Source organism: Limnohabitans sp. 2KL-1 (assembly GCF_003063435.1).
GTDB lineage: Bacteria > Pseudomonadota > Gammaproteobacteria > Burkholderiales > Burkholderiaceae_C > Limnohabitans_A.
On sequence record NZ_NESL01000002.1, the window covers coordinates 227,666 to 245,604 of the forward strand.

Here is a 17,939-nt window from a genome sequence, read left to right on the forward strand (position 1 = left end):
GATTTGTCAGTTGGTTTCAGTGGCGGTCAGTGGGATGGCCAAATAGTTCCAGCCATCTCGTGCGTCCAGCAATCGGTAGGTGTGGTTTTCGGGATGGTGCTCACCTGGGAAGAACACAAGCAAACGACCTTTGATCACGTCTTTGATGCCTTCAACCACCGTGGAAACACGGGCCAGGCCGAACAAGCTGCCGACGCCCAGAAGGGCCACGACGGTGTTGTTGTCAGAGTCTTCATGAATTTGGCTCTTCAACTGCTCAATCAGATGATTGACGAATTGGGTCAACTCACCCGTTTGGTAACCGTCCAAGTCCTCGGGTGACTCGAAATAAGCATCTTTGTATTCTTGCTTGGCCATCCATTCGGGGAAAGCGTTGGTCAAGTCGATCAAGAGCCATTTCTTTTGGGCTTGCTGCGTGGTCAGCTGGAATTCGTCCACATTGGCTCGCAATCTGAGCTCGTCTGTTTTGTCATAGACCGCAAAGATGACGCGCTGGATGCCCGCAATGCCTTCTTGCCATGGCACGCCCAGGTGCTGTTTGTAGGCCGCAGCCAGTTTGCCGACTTTAGAGCTCATGGGTTAGTTCCTGGCGAATGTGTTCTTCAGCAGTGGTCAGGCCGTCAGGAAAGCGCACCTCTTTGACGCCGCCGGCATTGAGAAAGACGATCAGCCCCCGGTGGTAAGCGGCATTGGCCAGGGTTTCCAGGTCTTGCTCGGACCCGGGCAGCAGGCTGCACCAGCTGGAGGTGAACAGGCGCTGACCAGACATGCCCTGCAAGTGGCCCATGAACAAACACATGGCCACGTTGGCTGGAGTGATGACCGGCTGCGTGCGGGTTTTGCGATTGCGCCCAGACAAATAGCCCGCAAAGGTCCAGGTGCCGTTGACGTTTTGCGCAAACGACTTCAACGAAGCCGGGCTGAAACGGTCTGGGTGAGACTGGGATAGCAGTACCTCCAAGTCTTCGCGGCTAACGTGCTGGCCCTCGTGTTTTGACAAGATGAAGTCTTGTGTGCCTGCCAGCAAAGGATCGCGGGCAATGGCTAATGTCAAAGCCAAAACCGGCTGTGCTTGGCTGTCTGCAGCCCAAAGGCGGCGAAACATGCGAAAAAGAGGCAACTGGGGGTCCAAGCCATACAAAGTCACCAGATGCCGGTAGGCCAACTCCCTGGCTTTTTTGGTAGGTTTACCCAGGACGTTCAATTCCTTGACTTGGTAGGCGTAATCGCTCTCTGGCGCTTCTTGGGGCACAGCCGCCAGCAAGACCTGCAGATCGTCCAGCATCATGGTGCGGGCGGCGTGCGGGCCATTGGTCCCGAACCGAAATCCGAGTTTTGTGAGCAAATCTTGGCTACGTTCAGACATTGGGCGAGTGTTTGAGGAAAAATACAGAAAATTGCTTCTTAGCTTAACTGAGGAACAGCCAGTTTTGGGCCTCCAGTCAGTCGGGATATGTTGACTTTGAAGGTCAGGTAATGAATGACCAATTGAGAGTCCAGCAAAAGTCGCATGCCTTTCAACTTGTGTTTTTGCAACCATTTCAACAAACCATAGTCCACATTTCCAATGGCGACACGCCCACAGCCCCTTTTTGTTGGGCCTGCAGGAGCAACTCACGGTCTTCGGTCACGAGCAAAAGTGTGGTGTGGCTGCCTCGATAGACCTCAGACTGCAAACTTTCGAGAATCCGACCATCGGCTCGGTCTGAGCCCTTTCCCCCAGAAAACCACACCCTGAGGTTGTCGGTTTCGCTCCAATGTTGGTCGTCAGGGCCATCAAACCAGATGTCCGCTTGCAAAAGCGGGTGGCTCGCAGTCAAATTCTTGATGCAATCAATCAGCAAAGCTCTGGCTTTGGCGTTTGGGCCCTGCCCTTCCCGGAAATAGTCGCCGCCAATAATGGGCTTGAGCTTGGGCAAAAGGTTATGCCCGTCAATCAGCAGCCGACATGGTCGGGCATTGAGCAGACAGTCTTCAAGGAGCTGACTGGCGGTAATGGGGGGTGCCAAGTCTTTTGGGTCCGGATGATGCATGGCATAAATGGCCATGATCTGTCGATTGATGAGCGCATAAGCTTGTTGGCACAGGCCTATGCTCCAGCCCTCAGTCAGCATGGTGCGTTCCATCGCTTTTTTATGGGCTTGCAAGGCATCCATGTCATGCAGGGTTTGGAGCGTCTGAGCCAATTCCCGCAACTGGGGTGTTTGCGGCTGGAGGCTGGTTTGGTTCAGTCGCGCTTCGGTCGCTTCAATGTGGGCCGCCAATGCCCGGATTTCGTCCAAAAGCTGGGGTAAAGGACGAAGAGATTCTTGCTGGGCCGTTTTGAGCGCCGCCAGCAAGTGACGCGCTTGGGCAAGTTCTTCGGCCACCTGAGTGCGAATACCGTAGCGTTTGTCTTGCTGAGCCTGCCGGGCAAGCAATTGCTGTGCACTGTTCAGTCGACTGCTGCTGTTGGATGACCAATTGGCCAAGCTTTCGCAGGATTCAAGCCAAGGTGCAAGACGATTTTTGAGCCCATCGGCTATGCCTTGTGCCACCCGCTGGTTGAGCTGTGATTGCATGGCGACTAAATCAGAGCTGCGTTCACTGGCCAATCGGGTTTGGCCCGAAAGGTCAGCGCTGAGTTTGTTGACCTGGCTTTGGAGCTTGTCTCGCTCCGTTGCCAATAAATTTCGCTCTTTTTGGAGTTGGCGATATAGGGTGCTGGAAACGATGTCACGCTCTTGCTGTTCTTTGGTCAAGATAGGCGCTGCGGCTACCGTAACTGTGCGGGGCGCAGGGGCTTCGTAGGGAACACCCTCAAGAATCGGGCGCAAAGTTTCCAGCAGCGGCTTGAAGCGGTTCTTGAATAACTCCTCCTCTTTGGTCTTGGTGGCAACTCTGGCTTTCGGCGGCTTTGGCATTTCAGCCAGGGCCAGCTCGCGCACACTTTCACGCGCGTCCAGCAGCATGGCCGCCAATATGGGCAAGCGACCAAAATGATCGAGCAGTGAGGCGAGGCCAAGCTTGATGGTCTTTTCGCTGAGAACGTCTATCAAAGACTCCGACAACGTCGCGGACCGAAGAATATCCAAAACGGGAGGCGGTGGTGATTTGAGCTGCAACTTGGCCGTCACCCGTTGCCGAAGCTGTTCGACGTTGGGTTTGTCTTGCTTGAGCCCGTTGAGCAGTTCAGGCATTTTGCGAGCTGACATGATCAAGAGCCCATCAGGCATGGCATCTACTGCGTTTTTGTAAAACGTCAGCATTTCATCGTCCAGCGTGTGGTCGTCAACGATCATGTCGGATAGCTTTCACTCTAAAAATGTCAATTTTGGACAGAATTCAATTGTCGTCTTGATAGGCGGCATCCAATGCATTCAGCAATTCCGGCTGGATTGGCTGTCCGGACAATCTCAATCTCCATGAGTTGACCGCCAATACCCCTTTTTAGAGTAAATCCCTTCCTCAGTCGCCCTGGCATCCCAAAAGTAGCCCTCGGGTACGAAGTCAAGCCAAGGCCCGGGTTTTACCTTCAGTCGGTCAAAGTCGTTGGCTTTCAGGGCTCGCTGCGCCTGGTGTACATCTTCAAACTGCAATGCATCGACAACGGCACTGCGGTTGCTGAAGTCGGCCCCCTTGTAAGTACTTGGGCGCAGCGTCATGCCCTTGTCGTGAAAGAAGTACACCGTAGCTTCTCCGTTGGCCTGGGGCTCGATCAAGGCCCAGTTGTGCGACATCATTCCCAGCACTTTGACCCACCAATCTCTGTTGCTGACGTGAAACAGGGGTGGGTCCAATGAGTCCTCATCCAGCAGTTGCGGCACTTCGGGTGGGTAACGGCGGGCTTGCCATGCCCAGGCGAATTCAATGTCGCCGTCATCCCGGTTGGGCGCGAAGATGAAGGGTTGGTCATCTTGCCGTTCGATTGCCTGCATCATTTGCTCGGCTTGGGCTTCAGCCTCGTCGCTGAAATCGTGGTCCAAAACGGCGGCGGCGGCTTCGAATTGCCCCAGTTCACGCAGCATTTCGGCCTTGATGAGGATGCCGTCATCCTCTTCTGTATCCCTCCGCATCAAAAGCGACTGAAGATTTTGCGCTTCTGCAGCCGAAAGATGTCGAGGTGAGTCCATCCGCTCGTTGTTGACACGGTGCCAGGCATAAAGACGCAAATGCTCTTCGTTCTCCGCCATTTTCTGGCTCTGGACATAGTCCAAACATTGCGTCAGCGTTGCCAGCTCGTAGCGGGGGACATCCTTGTATTGCTGCGCCAAGGCTTCTTGGGCCTTTTTGCTGGCCACTTCTTCTGGCGTCGGCTCTCCCAGAAAGCCCCAACCTGGAAAGTAGTTCCTGAACTCAATGGCGTGCTTTGCACCCAGCATGCAAAACAGGGCTTGGCAGTGGGGGCAGACGACCAAAGGCGGCATCTGCGGCAACATGCGGGCCTTCATCTGGCCGTCAGAGCGGTATTGCGCGCCGAGGGTATTGCCCGAAGCCAGCGTCCTGCGCGAAAACAAGCCGTCGCATGAACCGCAGCGGTAAAGACGAATGGGGCCTGGGAGCATGCCGAATCCTTTGATGACTTATAGATCTTAAGCATCTGGGGGCTCTTGCCATGAGCCTTATGACCTGTTCATGAATACAGTCATGCGAGAGTGCTGCTTATTCCACCTGAACAGCTTCTTTCTGCTTTCAGTGCAGGGGCTTTGCGAGACCCATGCTTCGTTTGCCTGCGCGCCCGGCCACGTCAGCTCAGCGTTTTGAGGTTTGCGCAAATCAGCCCACTGCTCTGTAAAACCTCATCCCGCAAAACCCACGTTCGTGGAATCACACTCACTGGATAATTCAACAGCCCCACAGGCTCTCAACCTGAGCCTTGCCCACCGCACCATGCGATTGCGCCGGATGTGATGCGCGTAGCCCCCCGCGACATCGATGCGCTGGAGGTGCCTTGTGGCCCTGCAGCTTTGCTGGATGAAGAAATCAAACGGCTGATGCGGGCAGAAATCGCCAGCCAGAAGATCAACGAATTGAGGACAGAAGTGGCGTCACTTTTGGCACAAGCATGGACACTGTGAAAAAACGAATCCGGATCAAAAACGAAGACCGCCCATTGATCCACAAATACGCTGAAGTCTGGCTCCATGAGGCGGTGGAACTCATGCGCCCGAGTTTTACAGCCGCTGGTTACGAAATCCCGCCTGTGCACTTGTCCGTAGGGTTCAGCTCATCGGGTTATCGCGTCAACACCAAAAGGCTCACCATGGGGACGTGTTGCAGCCGCAGGATGGACAAAGATGGCATTAACCAGATCTTCATTTCGCCCATTTTGGATGAACCCATGGACGTACTTGTGACGCTTGCCCACGAGCTGGTGCACGCTATAGATGATTGCAAACATAGCCACGGTCCTGTATTTCAAAAAATATCCAAAGACCTGAAGCTCGCAGATTGCATGGCGGTCAACCTCTTCGACTTTCGCGATACGGTGAGGTCCTACCAGTCGATGCTGGACCAACTTGGACGTTACCCACGCGGTGGTTATCACAGACGTTATGGCTTTCCGAGTAACACCGCATTGGTAACCCATGAACAGCTGGCGGCGTAAGTCTTGCCTTGCGCCCTGCTTGGCCTTGGCGTCCTTGTGCGCCAATGCCATGCGCGCGCGCTGCGCTATCCCCTATGTCCAGGCCCAGGCATGGGCGGGAAGGCGGATTGAAGGAACTGTGGAACAAAGAATGGAGCGACACCCATGACTAGCATTGCCGGATACAACCTCAATGCAGCCCCTTGCTGTGGTGCCCATTTCAGAAGCTTGCAGTATCGGTCTATCAACTTCATGGCGGAGGAACACTGGACGGACGGCTACCGGCACAGGACATTGATGCCCAACGACCATGGCCTGCGCCGGTGCCAATGCGGCGCATTCTTTCTGATGAATGAACTGAAAGATCTGGGCGAAACCGAAGACACAGAGACGCCATTTGCTGACAAGGTCAAGCCCGAAGATTTGCCCCATGCGATTGACAAGGCCAGATCGCTGGCCATCGAGCATGCTGCCCGGCTCACGTATTGGCAGGAACTGAATCACCCCTACCGCGAGCTCTACCGCGCCCACCGTGCGGCCGAAGAAGCGGCCACCCAAGCTGCATGGCTTGCTCAAAATGCCGAACGCCGCAGCTGGTGGCAAAAGCTATTGCCCAAAAAAGCTGCGACCTATGTCCGGCCAGATGACAGCCCTTTCACCTACCCGCCCTTTGTGCTGAGTGATGCGCAACGTGACAACTTGCAGGCCCTGTTGCGCATGCATGAGCACGAAGAGCACCGACTGGATGGTGTGATTTGCGCTGAACTGCACCGCGAGCTGGGGCAGTTTGATCAAGCGAGTGAAGCCATAAAAGACCAGAAGCAAGATGGACCTAACCAATCCCGTCGTCTGATCGCAAATCTCATTCAGCAACGCGAAACTGCGCCTATGCGGTTCAAGATGTGAACTGCTCCAAAAAACGCAGCTCACAGCCATTTCCAAAAATGAGAGCCGCGACGGGGCCTTACTTGTTGTTCTTGGCTTGCTGCATGTCCGTGATGGTCTGCAGCAGCTGTGAATTCTGAGCGGTCGCGGCGTTCAGCTGCTCGGTGAGCTGGGTGGCGCGGTTCCTGATTTCGTCGGTACGAGCGTGGGCCACGGCCAACGATTGCTCACGCTCACGCAGCTGATCGCCCAAGCCCTTGACTGTCGACTGCGCCACCTCGAGTTGCTGGCGCAAATCCGTTGCTTCTTGCCGGGCTGCCTCCAGTTCGCTGCTGAGCTGGTCGGCCAGGTCTGCCGCTTCTTGGTGCTGGGCTTCAATCCCATGTCGATCTTTTTTCAACGCCTCGCGCCCGGCCGACAACTGCAGTGCCTGCGCCCAAAGCGCCGCGCCGAACTGCGCCAATAGCTCAGAGACGGCTTGAGGCAAAGCCTCGCGTACCGGGGTTTCCTTCGCGGCCTTCCGTGCGCGCCATTCGGTCATGGCTTCGCTGATCGTCATGATGCTGCCACCGCCTAAGGCTTTGCGCACTCTGACCCATGTGGGGTAGTGGCCAGCTGCATCGAGTTCGTCGGCGACTTCGAAAATACGGGCGGTGTTTGCAGCCATGACGCTACCCTTTGTGTATTTTTTAGTAGTAGAAACAATACTACAGCATGCAAAAAGAGATTTTTAAGGCTTGCACCGCTCTTGCTGCCCGCTAACGTGGGTAGCAAAAATCACCAGATCGGTCGAATACCATCTGCGTGATGTGCGCCCACTACGAATCCCCCCACGACAAAGCCCTGCTCAAAAAACACTTCGGCATTGACTTGCCCAGCGAGCTGGCCCGGCGCGATGTCTGGCCGGGCTACAAAAGCACCTTCATCCGCCGCCACCCCCAGGCCGATGTGGGTGATGACGCGGTGCCCGAACGTGAAGCGCTGCTCGGCAGCTTTGGCCTGATCCCGCATTGGTCCAAAGACGACAAGATCGCCCGCCACACTTACAACGCCCGCAGCGAAACGGTGGCGGAAAAGCCCAGCTTCCGCGATGCCTGGCGGCGTGCGCAGCACTGCATCATCCCAGTGCAATCGTTCTTTGAACCCGACTGGCGCAGCGGCAAAGCCGTGCCCACCCGCATCACGCTGACCAGCGGCGAACCCATGGGCCTGGCCGGGTTGTGGGCGCAGTGGCGTTCACCCGAAGGCGAGACAGTGCACAGCTTCACGATGCTGACGATCAACGCCGATGAACATCCATTCATGCGCAACTTTCACAAGCCGCAGGATGAGAAACGTTCGGTGGTGATCTTGCCGCCTGAGCGCTATGACGGGTGGCTGCAGGCGAGTGCGGGCGAGAGTGGGGCGTATTTGCAACCCTGGCTGGATCTCGTTGCCGCATGAATATCGAGGCCCTAGAATGCCCCTGCCGTGACGGCGAGCTGTGTCACCCGTCATGAATACCCGGCAGTGTCCATCGTCGTGCCGGGGGCTCATTTTTCGACATGCCCTTCATCCGCAAACTCATCCAAGACGCCAAAGCCGGACACTTCACCGCCGTGTATCTGGTGCTCGAATTGATCGCAGCCGGGATCACGGTCAGCGCTGCTGATCCCCTGACCTGCTACCGCTCAAGGCTCGTTATACTGTCCATTCATACAGTACCTTACCCCCCCCCATGCTCGCCCTCATCGACGGCAACAACTTCTACGTCTCCTGCGAACGCGTCTTCCAGCCTTGGCTGCAAGGCCGGCCGGTGGTTGTGCTGTCCAACAACGACGGCTGCGCCTTACTTCCAGCTGCGCGAGCTCGAGCGCGACGCCGGCCTGATCGCCCTGTCGGCCAACTTCGCCCTCTATGGCGACATGAGCGACCGCATGATGAGCCTGGCCGCAGGCCTGGGCCACAACCAAGAGGTCTACTCCATCGACGAAAGCTTTGTCGACCTGAGCGGCATCCGTGGCGACCTGGTGCGCCGCGCCCGCACCATCCGAAAACGCATCCACCAATGGATCGGCATCCCGACCTGCATCGGCATCGGCCCCACCAAAACCCTCGCCAAACTCGCCAACGCCATCGCCAAAAACGCCGAACGTAAACCCGGCAGCTACCCGGCCCACCATGCGCAAATCTGCCACCTGGGCGCGTGCACCCCCGAAGAACTGCAGGCCCTGCTGCAGGCCACCGAAGTGGGCGACGTGTGGGGCGTGGGCCGCAAGATCGGGGCTCAACTGCGCGAGAACGGCATCCACACCGCGCTGGATCTGCAACGCATGAGCCCGGCCGCCGCCAAAGCGGGCTGGTCGGTGGTGCTGGAAAAAACCGTGCGCGAACTGGGCGGCACGCCCTGCATCGAATTCGAAGACGAACCCCCGGCCAAACAACAAATCGCCTGCACCCGCAGCTTTGGCCACCCGGTGACCGAGCTGATCGAGCTGCAAGAAGCCATCACCGAATTCGCCTGCCGCGCCGCAGAAAAACTGCGCAAACAAGGCAGCCACACGGGCCAAATCATGGCCTTCATCCGGACCAGCCCCTTCCGGCAACAAGACCCGCAATACAGCCGCAGCGCAAGCATCCCCCTGCCCAGCCCCACCAGCGACAGCGCGCACATCACCCAGGCGGCCAACGCCATCGTCAAACGCCTGTACAAACCCGGCTTCAAATACGCCAAAGCAGGCGTGATGCTGATGGACCTGCAACCGGCCACCCGCGAACAACTGACACTGGACTTTGACGAAACCATGCCCGAAAACCGCGTGCGCCTGATGCTGGCCATGGACCAGCTGAACCAGCGCTATGGGCGTGGGACGCTGAAGCTGGCCAGCGCGGGGGCACCGAAGGCGATGAAGCTGTGGGCGATGCGCCAGGAACAGTTGTCGTCGGGGTTTACGACGGATTGGCGGGGGTTGGCGGTGGCGGGCAGGTGCGCCTGCAAGGTACCCGATGAGTGAAAAGTGCTGGATAAGGTGCCTCAAAAACTGGTTTTGAAGCCCCAAACAGACCGGCATTTCAAAATACGAAAATAAATCGTTGAAATGCGCCTCGGGGAAAGATGCTCTGACTGAACTGATGAGTATTTCAGCAGCCTGCTAGCCGAACAGCCGACTCAATGAGCTGTTGCCGCACCGCTGGAACTTGAATAAGAGATACGAGTCCACGATTATTTCGTGGACTCGTATCTCTTATTTACTGCATTTGTCTACGTCCAGATCGGATAACCGGAAGGATACTGACTGCTAACAACATACGGGAATTCGCATGAAGGCATGAGCGACAACTACCGAATAGCGCTAACAAGCGAAAACGCACCCTAAGGTGCGTGACAGTTCATCGTCGATAAAAGTCTTAATGGGGACGGCCTACATCGATTTTTTTGCGCCGCTGGATTTCCTCTGCCTTGGTGGGTCGTCCGCGTCGCTTGGGCAGTTCTGCGGACTTGGACTCGTACGTTTCATTTCTAGATTCGTGAGATAACTGATCGAGCCATGCTTCTACGTCAGACAGACGGTACCGGGCGATGGCTCCAATCTGGACGCAAGTTGGGAGCGCATGCGGCGTGCCGTAACTGCGGCGGTTGTAGATGGTTTGAGGTGAGATGCCTAAAAATTGAGCAAGTTCGGTGACAGTGAGCAAAGATTGCATGGTTACGCCAATTGGTTATTGCTAGCACATGCCAGCGTTAAGGTATAGCGTCAGCAGGTCGAGAAACCTTTCATGGGATTAAATTTTTTTGTACGATCGTTCCAAAAGCGGTTCATAATGAGTATGTGGTTGCGACAAATTTGCGACAATTGGTGTCGTAAATTGGGGTAAAAGGCGGTAAACACTGGTAAGCTAAGTTGTTGATTTGCATAGGATTTCCTTGAAAACCCTGTTAAATCAAGGGTCTCGGATTAGACTGTTAATCCGTAGGTCCCTGGTTCGAGCCCAGGTTGAGGAGCCAAAAACAGACAAGCCCTTGCAGCAATGCAAGGGCTTTTTCTTTGCCCCTCCTTTTACGCCCTTCGTGGCGGCGAATGCCATGTTGACTGGATGGGCTGTCCGGCAAATGACCCGGAACTCTGGGGTGTCATCGCTAGAATTTGCACGATGCACTTCTACGAACCCCACCTGGGCCACGGCCTCAAACACGATCCGTTCAATGCCATCGTCGGCCCCCGGCCCATTGGCTGGGTGTCCAGTTGCAGCGCCAGCGGGGTGTTGAACCTGGCGCCTTACAGCTTTTTCAACGCCTTCAACTACGTACCGCCGCTGATCGGTTTTTCCAGCATTGGGCGCAAGGACTCGCTCAACAACATCGAGGCCACTGGCGAGTTCGTCTGGAACCTGGTGACCCGCCCACTGGCCGAAGCCATGAACCGCAGTTGCGAGGCCGTGCCGCCCGAAGTGGACGAATTCGGCCTGGCAGGCCTGACCCCTGAAGCCTCGCGCATGGTCAACGTGCCCCGGGTCGCAGAAAGCCCGGTCAGCTTTGAATGCCGCTGCACCCAGATTTTGCAAATGCAGGACTTGCAAGGTGAAAAGCTCGACACCTGGATGGTGTTTGGCCAAGTGGTGGGCATCCACATCGACGAACGCCTGATCGTCAACGGCGTCTACGACACCGCCAACGCCGGGCATGTGCTGCGCGGTGGTGGCCCTGCCGATTACTTCAGCGTGGGCCCGGAGCAGCTTTTCAAAATCTACCGTCCGGCAAGCGGCGCACGCGATTTGCCCAAATGAGCCCAACCGGTTGAGCCCCACAGGCCCGGCCTGAGCATCGGCCGCAAACCAGACCACCCAGACCCGCAGCCCGGCTCCGGGGCTGCTGCAAAACGCTGCGTAAGCTGCGCCACATTGGGCACCTCGGTCGCAGGGTTAAATATGCCCAGCGGACAATGACACAGCCCAGTCCGGGCCTTGTTTCTGCCGAGGAGTTGCCATGCCGAATTCATGTCTGATCGTCGTTTGTGCGGTGACGCTGTTCTGGTCTTCGGCTTGGGCACAGCCGGACACACCCATGCCTGCACCGCCGCAAGCGCAGCAACGGCTGATGCAATCGGTGGTGGCCGTGCAAACCCAGACCGATGACGACGCCAGCAGCACACGCAGCCTGGGCAACCAAAGGCAGGGCTCGGGTGTGGTGATCGGTACTGACTTGGTTTTGACCGTGGGCTATTTGCTGATTGAAGCCCAGTCGGTGGATCTGATCGATCACCGGGGCCGAAAAATTCCGGGGCAAGTGCGCGCTGTAGACAACATCAACGGTTTGGGACTGATCCGATCGCTGGTGCCTTTGCGCCTGGAACCCGTCCCTTTGGGCGACTCGGACAAGCTCCAGGCACCAACCCGCTTGTGGACCTTGGGGCACAGCGAGTCGGCCCCCACGGCCTTGGAGTTGGTGTCCAGAAAACCATTTGCCGGCACCTGGGAATACCTGCTGGAATCGCCCTTGATGACCCTGCCCGCCGTGAACAACTGGAGCGGCTCGGGGCTGTTCGATGAGCAAGGTCAACTGATTGGCATCGGCTCTTTGCTGGTGCAAGATGTGTTTGGCGACAAGCTGCCTTTGCCGGGCAATTTGTTTGTCCCGGTGAATGTGCTCAAAACACCACTGCCCGATTTGTTGCGAACCGGCAAACGCGCCGGACCCGCTCCATCCTGGTTGGGCATCCACAGCCAAGCGCGGTCTGATGGCGGGCTGGTGATACTGCGTGTCGCGCCCAACAGCCCCGCGGAACAAGCGGGGATCGAGGTGGGCGACACCTTGCTGGCCCTGCAGGGACAGGCCATTGCGGACTTGGCTGATTTTTACCGGCGTTTGTGGCGCTTGGGACCAGCTGGCAGTTCAGTGGAATTGACGGTGCTGCGCGACAACCAGACGCGCGCGGTCAAGCTGGTCACCGGTGACCGCGCCCTGTCCTTGAAGCGTCCTCGAGGGGTTTGAATTCGAAGGGAATTGGTTGATACTTTGGCGATCAACACTCAGCCTCAGTACCATGGCCAAAGACTTCAGCACCCTCGAAGACAGCAACCGCTCGTCCAACCCCAGCATCCACGACGTGATGGCCGAATCCCGACGCCGCTTTCTCAAAAGTGGCGTCGCCGTTTCGCTGGCCTCTGTGCTGGCTCCTTTGGCCGGTTGTGCGGCCTTGGGCACGGCCCAGCCCAAACTGGGCTTCAAAGGCATTGCGGTCGGCATGGGCGACCGGCTGGTCGTGCCCGAAGGCTATGTGGCCACGCCGCTGGCCCCCTGGGGTGAGCCGGTGGGCATTGCAGGCAACATGCCTGCGTTCAAGATCGACGGCTCCAACACCGCCGACGAACAAGCCGTGCAAATGGGCATGCACCACGACGGCCTGGCCTACTTTGCCCTGGACGGTTCGCGCCGTGGCCTGATCGCCATCAACCACGAATACACCGACGACGGCTTGCTGCATGTGGGCGGCTTCAACGCCATGAATGCCGAGAAGGTGCGCAAATCGCAAAACGCGCACGGCCTGTCGGTGATCGAGGTCGAGCTGCAAAACCAGCAGTGGCAGATGGTGCGGCCCTCGCGCTACGCCCGCCGCCTGCCCATGAGCGCGCCTTTCAGCGTGGGCGGCCCGGCTGCAGGCCACCCCCTGATGCGCACCGCCGCCGACCCGCAAGGGCGCACCGTGCTGGGCACCCTCAACAACTGCGCCAGCAGCAAGACGCCCTGGGGCACCTATTTGTCGGGCGAAGAAAACTTTGCGTTTTACTTTGGCGGGGCCGATCAGCCCACGCCCGACCAAAGCCGCTGGGGGGCCCGCAAGGACGGGTTTTATGCCTGGGAAAAACACGATGCCCGCTTCAACCTGAAGCAAAACCCCAACGAATTCCACCGCTTTGGCTGGGTGGTCGAGCTTGACCCGATGGACCCCACCAGCACCCCCATCAAACGCACGGCCCTGGGCCGCGCCGCGCACGAAGGCGCCTGGGTGGGCGTGACCCGCGACGGCCGGGCCGTGGTGTATTCGGGCGAAGACGCCCGTTTTGAATACATCTACAAATTTGTCAGCCGCGACAAAATTGCACCCGCTGGCAACGGCCTCACGCAGGCGCAGGCCAACAGGGAACTGCTGGACCACGGCACCCTGTATGTGGCCCGCTTTGATGCCGATGGCCGGGGCCAGTGGTTGCCGCTGGTGCATGGCCAGGGGCCACTCACGGCGGCCAACGGCTTTGCCGACCAGGGCGAAGTCGTCATCAAGGCGCGCCAGGCCAGCGACCTGCTGGGCGGCACCAAGATGGACCGCCCCGAGTGGCTCACCATCGATCCGGCCAGCGGCTGGGTCTACTGCACCCTGACCAACAACAGCCAGCGCGGCGAGCCCGGCAAGCCGGGTGTGGACGCGGCCAACCCGCGCGCCAACAACGTCATGGGCCAGATCATCCGCTGGAAAGACGAAGGCGACTTTGACGGCCGCCGCTTCGAATGGAACCACCTGGTGCTGGCGGGCGACCCCGCCAATGAACGCGCCGAGGCCAAGGGCAACATCAACGGCGACATTTACGCCTGCCCTGACGGCATCACCTTCGACCAGCGCGGCGTGCTGTGGATTCAGACCGACGCCCACGCCACCCAGATGTACAAAGGCGAATTGGCCCGCGTGGGCAACAACCAGATGCTGGCCTGTGATCCGGTGTCCGGCGAAACCCGGCGCTTTCTGACCGGCCCCACCCACTGCGAAGTCACCGGCGTGGCCCTGACACCCGATGGCACCACCATGTTCGTGAGCATCCAGCACCCGGGCGAGACCCCCACGGACCGCAGCGACCCGGCCGATCCCGCCAAGTACTCCAACTGGCCCGATTACGCCGCCGGAGGGCGACCACGCTCATCCACCGTGGCCATCCGCAAGAAAGATGGCGGCGTGATCGGCACCTGATGGGGCTGCGGCCCATCGCCCTCAACCGCGGTCAAATGAGGCCAAGGCCAGGCACCGTCCAGGGCGCAGCGCAGCAAAGGTCTCTGCGCTGCGCACCACCACGACACCCCTGCGATGCCCCTCAACGGTCCAAATGCGGCGGATAACCGCCTGAGCACGTCACTTCAGCGGTCCCGATTTGTCCATTGCTGGATCAGCACCGGCAACATAAGCGCCACGCCCAGCAAACTGATTTTCAGACCCGGTGCGATCAGGCACAGGGCCCCCGCTGTGCACAGCACACGTTCCCAGCGCTTCATTTCGGTCAGCATGTACCCACTGAGCGCTGCGGCCAGCGCCACAATGCCCAGGATGCAGCCGGTGAAGGTGACCGCAAAATCACCCCAATTGAAGCCCTTGGCCACCAGCAGCAACGAGGGCGAAAACACAAACACAAAAGGCACCAGGGCTTTGGCCAGCCCAAGGCGGAAGGCCATGTTTCCGGTCTTGAACGGGTCACTGCCTGCCATGCCTGCGGCCGCATAAGCGGCCAGCGCCACCGGCGGCGTGATGTCGGCCAGCACGCCGTAATAAAACACAAAAAAGTGCGCCACCAAGGGCTCCACGCCCAGTTGCACCAGGGTCGGTGCGGCCACAGTGACCATGATGATGTAGTTGGCTGTGGTGGGAATGCCGCAGCCCATCAAAATGCAGACGATGCCGGTCATGAACAACGCGGCCAGCAGGGTCAAGGACTTGGCATCGGCCATGAAAGCGGGCAGCCAATCCATCATGAAGGCGGCAACGATCTGCGCCCAACCGGTGATGATGAAGCTGATTTTGAAGCCCACGCCAGTGAGCGTGACCACGCCGATCACGATGCCCACGGTGGCCGCTGCTGCGCCCACGGCCAGCGCGTACTTGGCACCGGTCTCAAACGCTTCGAGCAACACCGCATTGTCGATGCGGCCGATCACGCCCAGCCACTTTTGACCCGCCCAGATCAGGGCCACGCCCAACGCCAAAAAGCCCAGTTTGATGGTCTCGCCATCACCGCCCCAATCGACAAAAGCGATCAAGGCCAGCAGCACATGCAGCGCGATCAACAGCACCCAATTGACGCTGCGGTTACCGCGCACCGAGGTGCTCAGGCCCACGATCATGCAGGACGTGATGCCGGTGAACGCCGCCAGATACGGCGTGCGACCCGACACCAAAATGGTGATCAACAAAACCAGCGGAATCAAGGTGGGCCAACGCTGCTGAAAGGACTCGCGCAGCTTGGGCATTTCTTCTTCGGTCAGACCGCGCAAGCCGTAGCGCTTGGCCTCGAAGTGCACCTGCATGAACACGCCAAAGAAGTGCATGAACGCAGGCACCACCGCCGCAGCAACGATGGTCTGATACGACACGTTCAAAAATTCCACCATCAAGAAGGCGGCGGCACCCAACACGGGTGGCGTGATCTGCCCGCCCGTCGAAGAAGCGGCCTCGACCGCGCCTGCAAATTCACGGCGATAACCCACCCGGATCATGGCCGGAATGGTGAGCGAACCCACCGTGACCGCGTTGGCCACCGACGAACCGCTGAGCATGCCGAACATGGCCGAGCCGAACACACTGACCTTGGCAGGACCACCCGCGTAACGCCCGGCCACTGTGGACGCAATGTCCAGAAACAACTGACCCAGACCAATGCGCGTGGCCAATACACCAAACAGCACAAAGTGAAAAACATAGGTGGCCACCACACCGACGGCCACACCGTAAATGCCCTGACTGGTCAGGTACTGGTGGTTGATCATCTGGCTCCAGCTGGCACCTGCGTGCTTGAGCAAACCCGGAAAATAAGGCCCGGCCAGTGCATAGGCCGTGAAGCCCAGCGCAATCAAGGGCAAAGGCCAGCCCATGGAGCGGCGGGTGGCTTCGAGCAAGGTGATGAACAGGACGGAGCCCATGACCACGTCCATCGTGTCCGGGTTGCCCACCCTGAAGGCCAGATCGTCAAACACATACGGGATGTACATGACGCTGGCCGCGCAGGCCAAGCCCAGCAGCCAGTCCACCAAGGGCACGCCGCCAATGCTCAGGCGGCTTTTGGAAACGGTGGTGTCTGCGTCGGATTTGAACGCCGCGAACACCAGAAAAATCAAACCCAACACAAATGCCAGGTGAACACCACGGTGGGTGGTTTCGCGCAACAGACCAAAGCCCGCCGTGTAGTAATGGAAGCCCGACAAAATGACAAGCAGCCATTTCACAATCACCGACGCCGGGGGCAACGTGGGCCGAAAACGCATTTCGGGGTCGAACTTTTCTTCAAGTTCCTGCAGATCGCGCATGTCGCGCTCGCGGGCTTCGGTCATACCTGTCCTTGGAAAACACCGGGTGCTGCTGCGCCTGGTTCAAAACACCGGGTGCTGCTGCGCCCGGTTAAAAAACAGGGCGCTGCTGCGCCCTGTCTGAAAACACTTGGCTGTAAAAACAACGGACGCCGCAGCGCCCTGGAAAACCCGCGGACGCCAAAACATCCGCGGAAAACCGGTCACTTCAGCACACCAGCCTCTTTGTAGAACTTTTCAGCACCGGGGTGAAAAGGAATGCCCACACCCTTGACGGCGTTTTCCTTGGTGATGAACTTGCCTTTGGCATGGCCAGCCGCCAAAGCATCCTGAGCGGCTTTGCCGTAAAGCGCTTTGGTGATCTGGTAAACGGTCTCGGTGTCGGCCTTGGCACTGGTCACCCACTGGGCCCCCATCGCCATGGTCTGCACGGCGGGCACATCTTTGTAAGTGCCAGCAGGAATGGTGTCGACGGCCAGGTAGGGGTTGCTCTTGCGCAAGGCTTCGGCTTGTGGGCCCGCCAAAGGCACCAACTCGATGCCTGCACCGCTGGAAGCCAGCTCGGCGATCGCGCCGGCAGGAGCGCCGCCCACGAAGAAGAAGGCATCGAGTGCGCCGTCCTTGAGCTTGTCACCGGCCTGGTTGGGTTTGATGTACTCGGGCTTGATGTCGCTTTCTTTCACGCCATAAGCCGCCAGCACCGTGCGGGCATTGACCAGGGTGCCCGAGCCGGGTTCGTCCAGCGCCACGCGCTTGCCCTTGAGGTCGGCCACCGACTTGATGCCCGAGCCTTTTTTGACCACCAGGTGGATGCTTTCGGGGTACAAGTTGGCGATCATGCGCAGGTCGGCCACCTTGGGCTTGCCTTCGTAAACACCTGTGCCGGTATAGGCCCAGGTGGCCACGTCAGACTGCGAAAAGCCCGACTCCATGGCACCACCGGCCACGCCGTTGACGTTGGCCACCGAACCGTTGGTGGCTTGGGCTGTGGCCACGATCTTGCCGGGCTGGCTCACCGCGTTGGCGATCATGCCCCCCACCGGGTAATACGTGCCTGCGGTGCCGCCGGTGCCGATGCGGAAAAACTGCTGCGCCTGCACGGGGGCCACCAAGGCGGCAGCCAGACCCAAAACCCAAACCAGTTGACGACGTTTCATGAGATACCCTTTTGCGAATGAAGGACTGAACAGGAATAAAGAAACAAGAACCCGATGTGTAGCACATCTTGTGCCC

The 17,939-nt window shown here is 58.5% G+C and carries 15 protein-coding genes and 1 pseudogene; 8 read left to right on the forward strand and 8 right to left on the reverse strand.

From position 1 onward, the window contains the following. Positions 1 to 6: 6 nt before the first annotated feature. The 4 genes from B9Z47_RS05560 to B9Z47_RS05575 form a co-directional block, all read right to left on the reverse strand. Entirely contained in the window at positions 7 to 576 is a 570-nt protein-coding gene (locus tag B9Z47_RS05560) for a BREX protein BrxB domain-containing protein (protein ID WP_108330270.1), read from the reverse strand. Continuing rightward, positions 566 to 1,366 carry a hypothetical protein gene (locus tag B9Z47_RS05565; RefSeq protein WP_233253669.1) on the reverse strand — a complete coding sequence of 267 codons (801 nt, stop codon included), beginning with the start codon at positions 1,364 to 1,366 and terminating at the stop codon, positions 566 to 568. Before B9Z47_RS05565 ends, B9Z47_RS05560 begins: the two co-directional genes overlap by 11 nt. Before the next feature lie 175 nt (positions 1,367 to 1,541). Then, a complete protein-coding gene (locus B9Z47_RS05570) occupies positions 1,542 to 3,281 on the reverse strand; it encodes a hypothetical protein (RefSeq protein WP_108330271.1) in 1,740 nt (579 codons plus the stop codon). A gap of 114 nt (positions 3,282 to 3,395) precedes the next feature. Then, positions 3,396 to 4,361: a hypothetical protein gene (locus B9Z47_RS05575; protein ID WP_146185760.1), complete on the reverse strand. Its 966-nt coding sequence runs from the start codon at positions 4,359 to 4,361 to the stop codon at positions 3,396 to 3,398. Positions 4,362 to 4,889: 528 nt separating this feature from the next. Here B9Z47_RS05575 and B9Z47_RS18540 point away from each other — a divergent pair. The 3 genes from B9Z47_RS18540 (at position 4,890) to B9Z47_RS05585 (ending at position 6,472) form a co-directional block, all read left to right on the forward strand. Further along, positions 4,890 to 5,057, forward strand: a complete 168-nt coding sequence (locus B9Z47_RS18540) for a hypothetical protein (RefSeq protein WP_158271624.1) — start codon at positions 4,890 to 4,892, stop codon at positions 5,055 to 5,057. After that, complete coding sequence (locus B9Z47_RS05580; protein WP_108330273.1) at positions 5,045 to 5,587, forward strand: SprT-like domain-containing protein; 543 nt, start codon at positions 5,045 to 5,047, stop codon at positions 5,585 to 5,587. The genes B9Z47_RS18540 and B9Z47_RS05580 overlap by 13 nt, the downstream gene beginning before the upstream one ends. 144 nt (positions 5,588 to 5,731) lie before the next feature. Then, the gene (locus tag B9Z47_RS05585) at positions 5,732 to 6,472 is read left to right on the forward strand and encodes a hypothetical protein (protein WP_146185761.1); all 741 of its coding nucleotides are present in this window, start codon (positions 5,732 to 5,734) and stop codon (positions 6,470 to 6,472) included. Positions 6,473 to 6,530: 58 nt separating this feature from the next. Here the strand turns inward: B9Z47_RS05585 and B9Z47_RS05590 are convergent, their stop codons facing one another. Continuing rightward, the gene (locus tag B9Z47_RS05590; RefSeq protein ID WP_108330275.1) at positions 6,531 to 7,118 is read right to left on the reverse strand and encodes a DNA-binding protein; all 588 of its coding nucleotides are present in this window, start codon (positions 7,116 to 7,118) and stop codon (positions 6,531 to 6,533) included. A 140-nt stretch (positions 7,119 to 7,258) separates the two neighbouring features. On the opposite strand from B9Z47_RS05590, the gene B9Z47_RS05595 reads away from it, so the two are divergent. After that, positions 7,259 to 7,894, forward strand: coding sequence for an SOS response-associated peptidase (locus tag B9Z47_RS05595; RefSeq protein WP_108330276.1), 636 nt, complete (start codon positions 7,259 to 7,261; stop codon positions 7,892 to 7,894). Between the two features lie 274 nt (positions 7,895 to 8,168). Beyond that, positions 8,169 to 9,444: pseudogene (locus B9Z47_RS05600) on the forward strand (Y-family DNA polymerase). 394 nt (positions 9,445 to 9,838) lie between these two features. Here B9Z47_RS05600 and B9Z47_RS05605 read toward each other — a convergent pair. Further along, the gene (locus B9Z47_RS05605) at positions 9,839 to 10,135 is read right to left on the reverse strand and encodes an AlpA family transcriptional regulator (RefSeq protein ID WP_108330278.1); all 297 of its coding nucleotides are present in this window, start codon (positions 10,133 to 10,135) and stop codon (positions 9,839 to 9,841) included. A gap of 447 nt (positions 10,136 to 10,582) precedes the next feature. Between B9Z47_RS05605 and B9Z47_RS05610 the strand changes: the two genes are divergently transcribed. The 3 genes from B9Z47_RS05610 to B9Z47_RS05620 all read left to right on the forward strand — a co-directional run bounded on the left by B9Z47_RS05610 (position 10,583) and on the right by B9Z47_RS05620 (position 14,385). Further along, the gene (locus tag B9Z47_RS05610) at positions 10,583 to 11,215 is read left to right on the forward strand and encodes a flavin reductase family protein (protein ID WP_199226268.1); all 633 of its coding nucleotides are present in this window, start codon (positions 10,583 to 10,585) and stop codon (positions 11,213 to 11,215) included. Positions 11,216 to 11,414: 199 nt separating this feature from the next. Further along, positions 11,415 to 12,419 carry a S1C family serine protease gene (locus B9Z47_RS05615; RefSeq protein ID WP_108330280.1) on the forward strand — a complete coding sequence of 335 codons (1,005 nt, stop codon included), beginning with the start codon at positions 11,415 to 11,417 and terminating at the stop codon, positions 12,417 to 12,419. Positions 12,420 to 12,471: 52 nt separating this feature from the next. After that, complete coding sequence (locus tag B9Z47_RS05620) at positions 12,472 to 14,385, forward strand: PhoX family phosphatase (protein ID WP_108330281.1); 1,914 nt, start codon at positions 12,472 to 12,474, stop codon at positions 14,383 to 14,385. Between the two features lie 164 nt (positions 14,386 to 14,549). Here B9Z47_RS05620 and B9Z47_RS05625 read toward each other — a convergent pair whose 3' ends face one another. Further along, positions 14,550 to 16,730 (reverse strand): TRAP transporter permease, encoded by a 2,181-nt coding sequence (locus tag B9Z47_RS05625; RefSeq protein ID WP_233253670.1) that lies wholly within the window; start codon positions 16,728 to 16,730, stop codon positions 14,550 to 14,552. 179 nt (positions 16,731 to 16,909) lie between these two features. Continuing rightward, the gene (locus B9Z47_RS05630) at positions 16,910 to 17,863 is read right to left on the reverse strand and encodes a TAXI family TRAP transporter solute-binding subunit (RefSeq protein ID WP_108330282.1); all 954 of its coding nucleotides are present in this window, start codon (positions 17,861 to 17,863) and stop codon (positions 16,910 to 16,912) included. Positions 17,864 to 17,939 lie beyond the last annotated feature (76 nt).

Coding starts and splice junctions, on each gene's coding strand:
- B9Z47_RS05560 (WP_108330270.1), bottom strand. CDS start 576: ATGAGCTCTAAAGTCGGCAAACTGGCTGCGGCCTACAAACAGCACCTG.
- B9Z47_RS05565 (WP_233253669.1), bottom strand. CDS start 1,366: ATGTCTGAACGTAGCCAAGATTTGCTCACAAAACTCGGATTTCGGTTC.
- B9Z47_RS05570 (WP_108330271.1), bottom strand. CDS start 3,281: ATGATCGTTGACGACCACACGCTGGACGATGAAATGCTGACGTTTTAC.
- B9Z47_RS05575 (WP_146185760.1), bottom strand. CDS start 4,361: ATGCTGGGTGCAAAGCACGCCATTGAGTTCAGGAACTACTTTCCAGGT.
- B9Z47_RS18540 (WP_158271624.1), top strand. CDS start 4,890: ATGCGCGTAGCCCCCCGCGACATCGATGCGCTGGAGGTGCCTTGTGGC.
- B9Z47_RS05580 (WP_108330273.1), top strand. CDS start 5,045: ATGGACACTGTGAAAAAACGAATCCGGATCAAAAACGAAGACCGCCCA.
- B9Z47_RS05585 (WP_146185761.1), top strand. CDS start 5,732: ATGACTAGCATTGCCGGATACAACCTCAATGCAGCCCCTTGCTGTGGT.
- B9Z47_RS05590 (WP_108330275.1), bottom strand. CDS start 7,118: ATGGCTGCAAACACCGCCCGTATTTTCGAAGTCGCCGACGAACTCGAT.
- B9Z47_RS05595 (WP_108330276.1), top strand. CDS start 7,259: ATGTGCGCCCACTACGAATCCCCCCACGACAAAGCCCTGCTCAAAAAA.
- B9Z47_RS05605 (WP_108330278.1), bottom strand. CDS start 10,135: ATGCAATCTTTGCTCACTGTCACCGAACTTGCTCAATTTTTAGGCATC.
- B9Z47_RS05610 (WP_199226268.1), top strand. CDS start 10,583: ATGCACTTCTACGAACCCCACCTGGGCCACGGCCTCAAACACGATCCG.
- B9Z47_RS05615 (WP_108330280.1), top strand. CDS start 11,415: ATGCCGAATTCATGTCTGATCGTCGTTTGTGCGGTGACGCTGTTCTGG.
- B9Z47_RS05620 (WP_108330281.1), top strand. CDS start 12,472: ATGGCCAAAGACTTCAGCACCCTCGAAGACAGCAACCGCTCGTCCAAC.
- B9Z47_RS05625 (WP_233253670.1), bottom strand. CDS start 16,730: ATGACCGAAGCCCGCGAGCGCGACATGCGCGATCTGCAGGAACTTGAA.
- B9Z47_RS05630 (WP_108330282.1), bottom strand. CDS start 17,863: ATGAAACGTCGTCAACTGGTTTGGGTTTTGGGTCTGGCTGCCGCCTTG.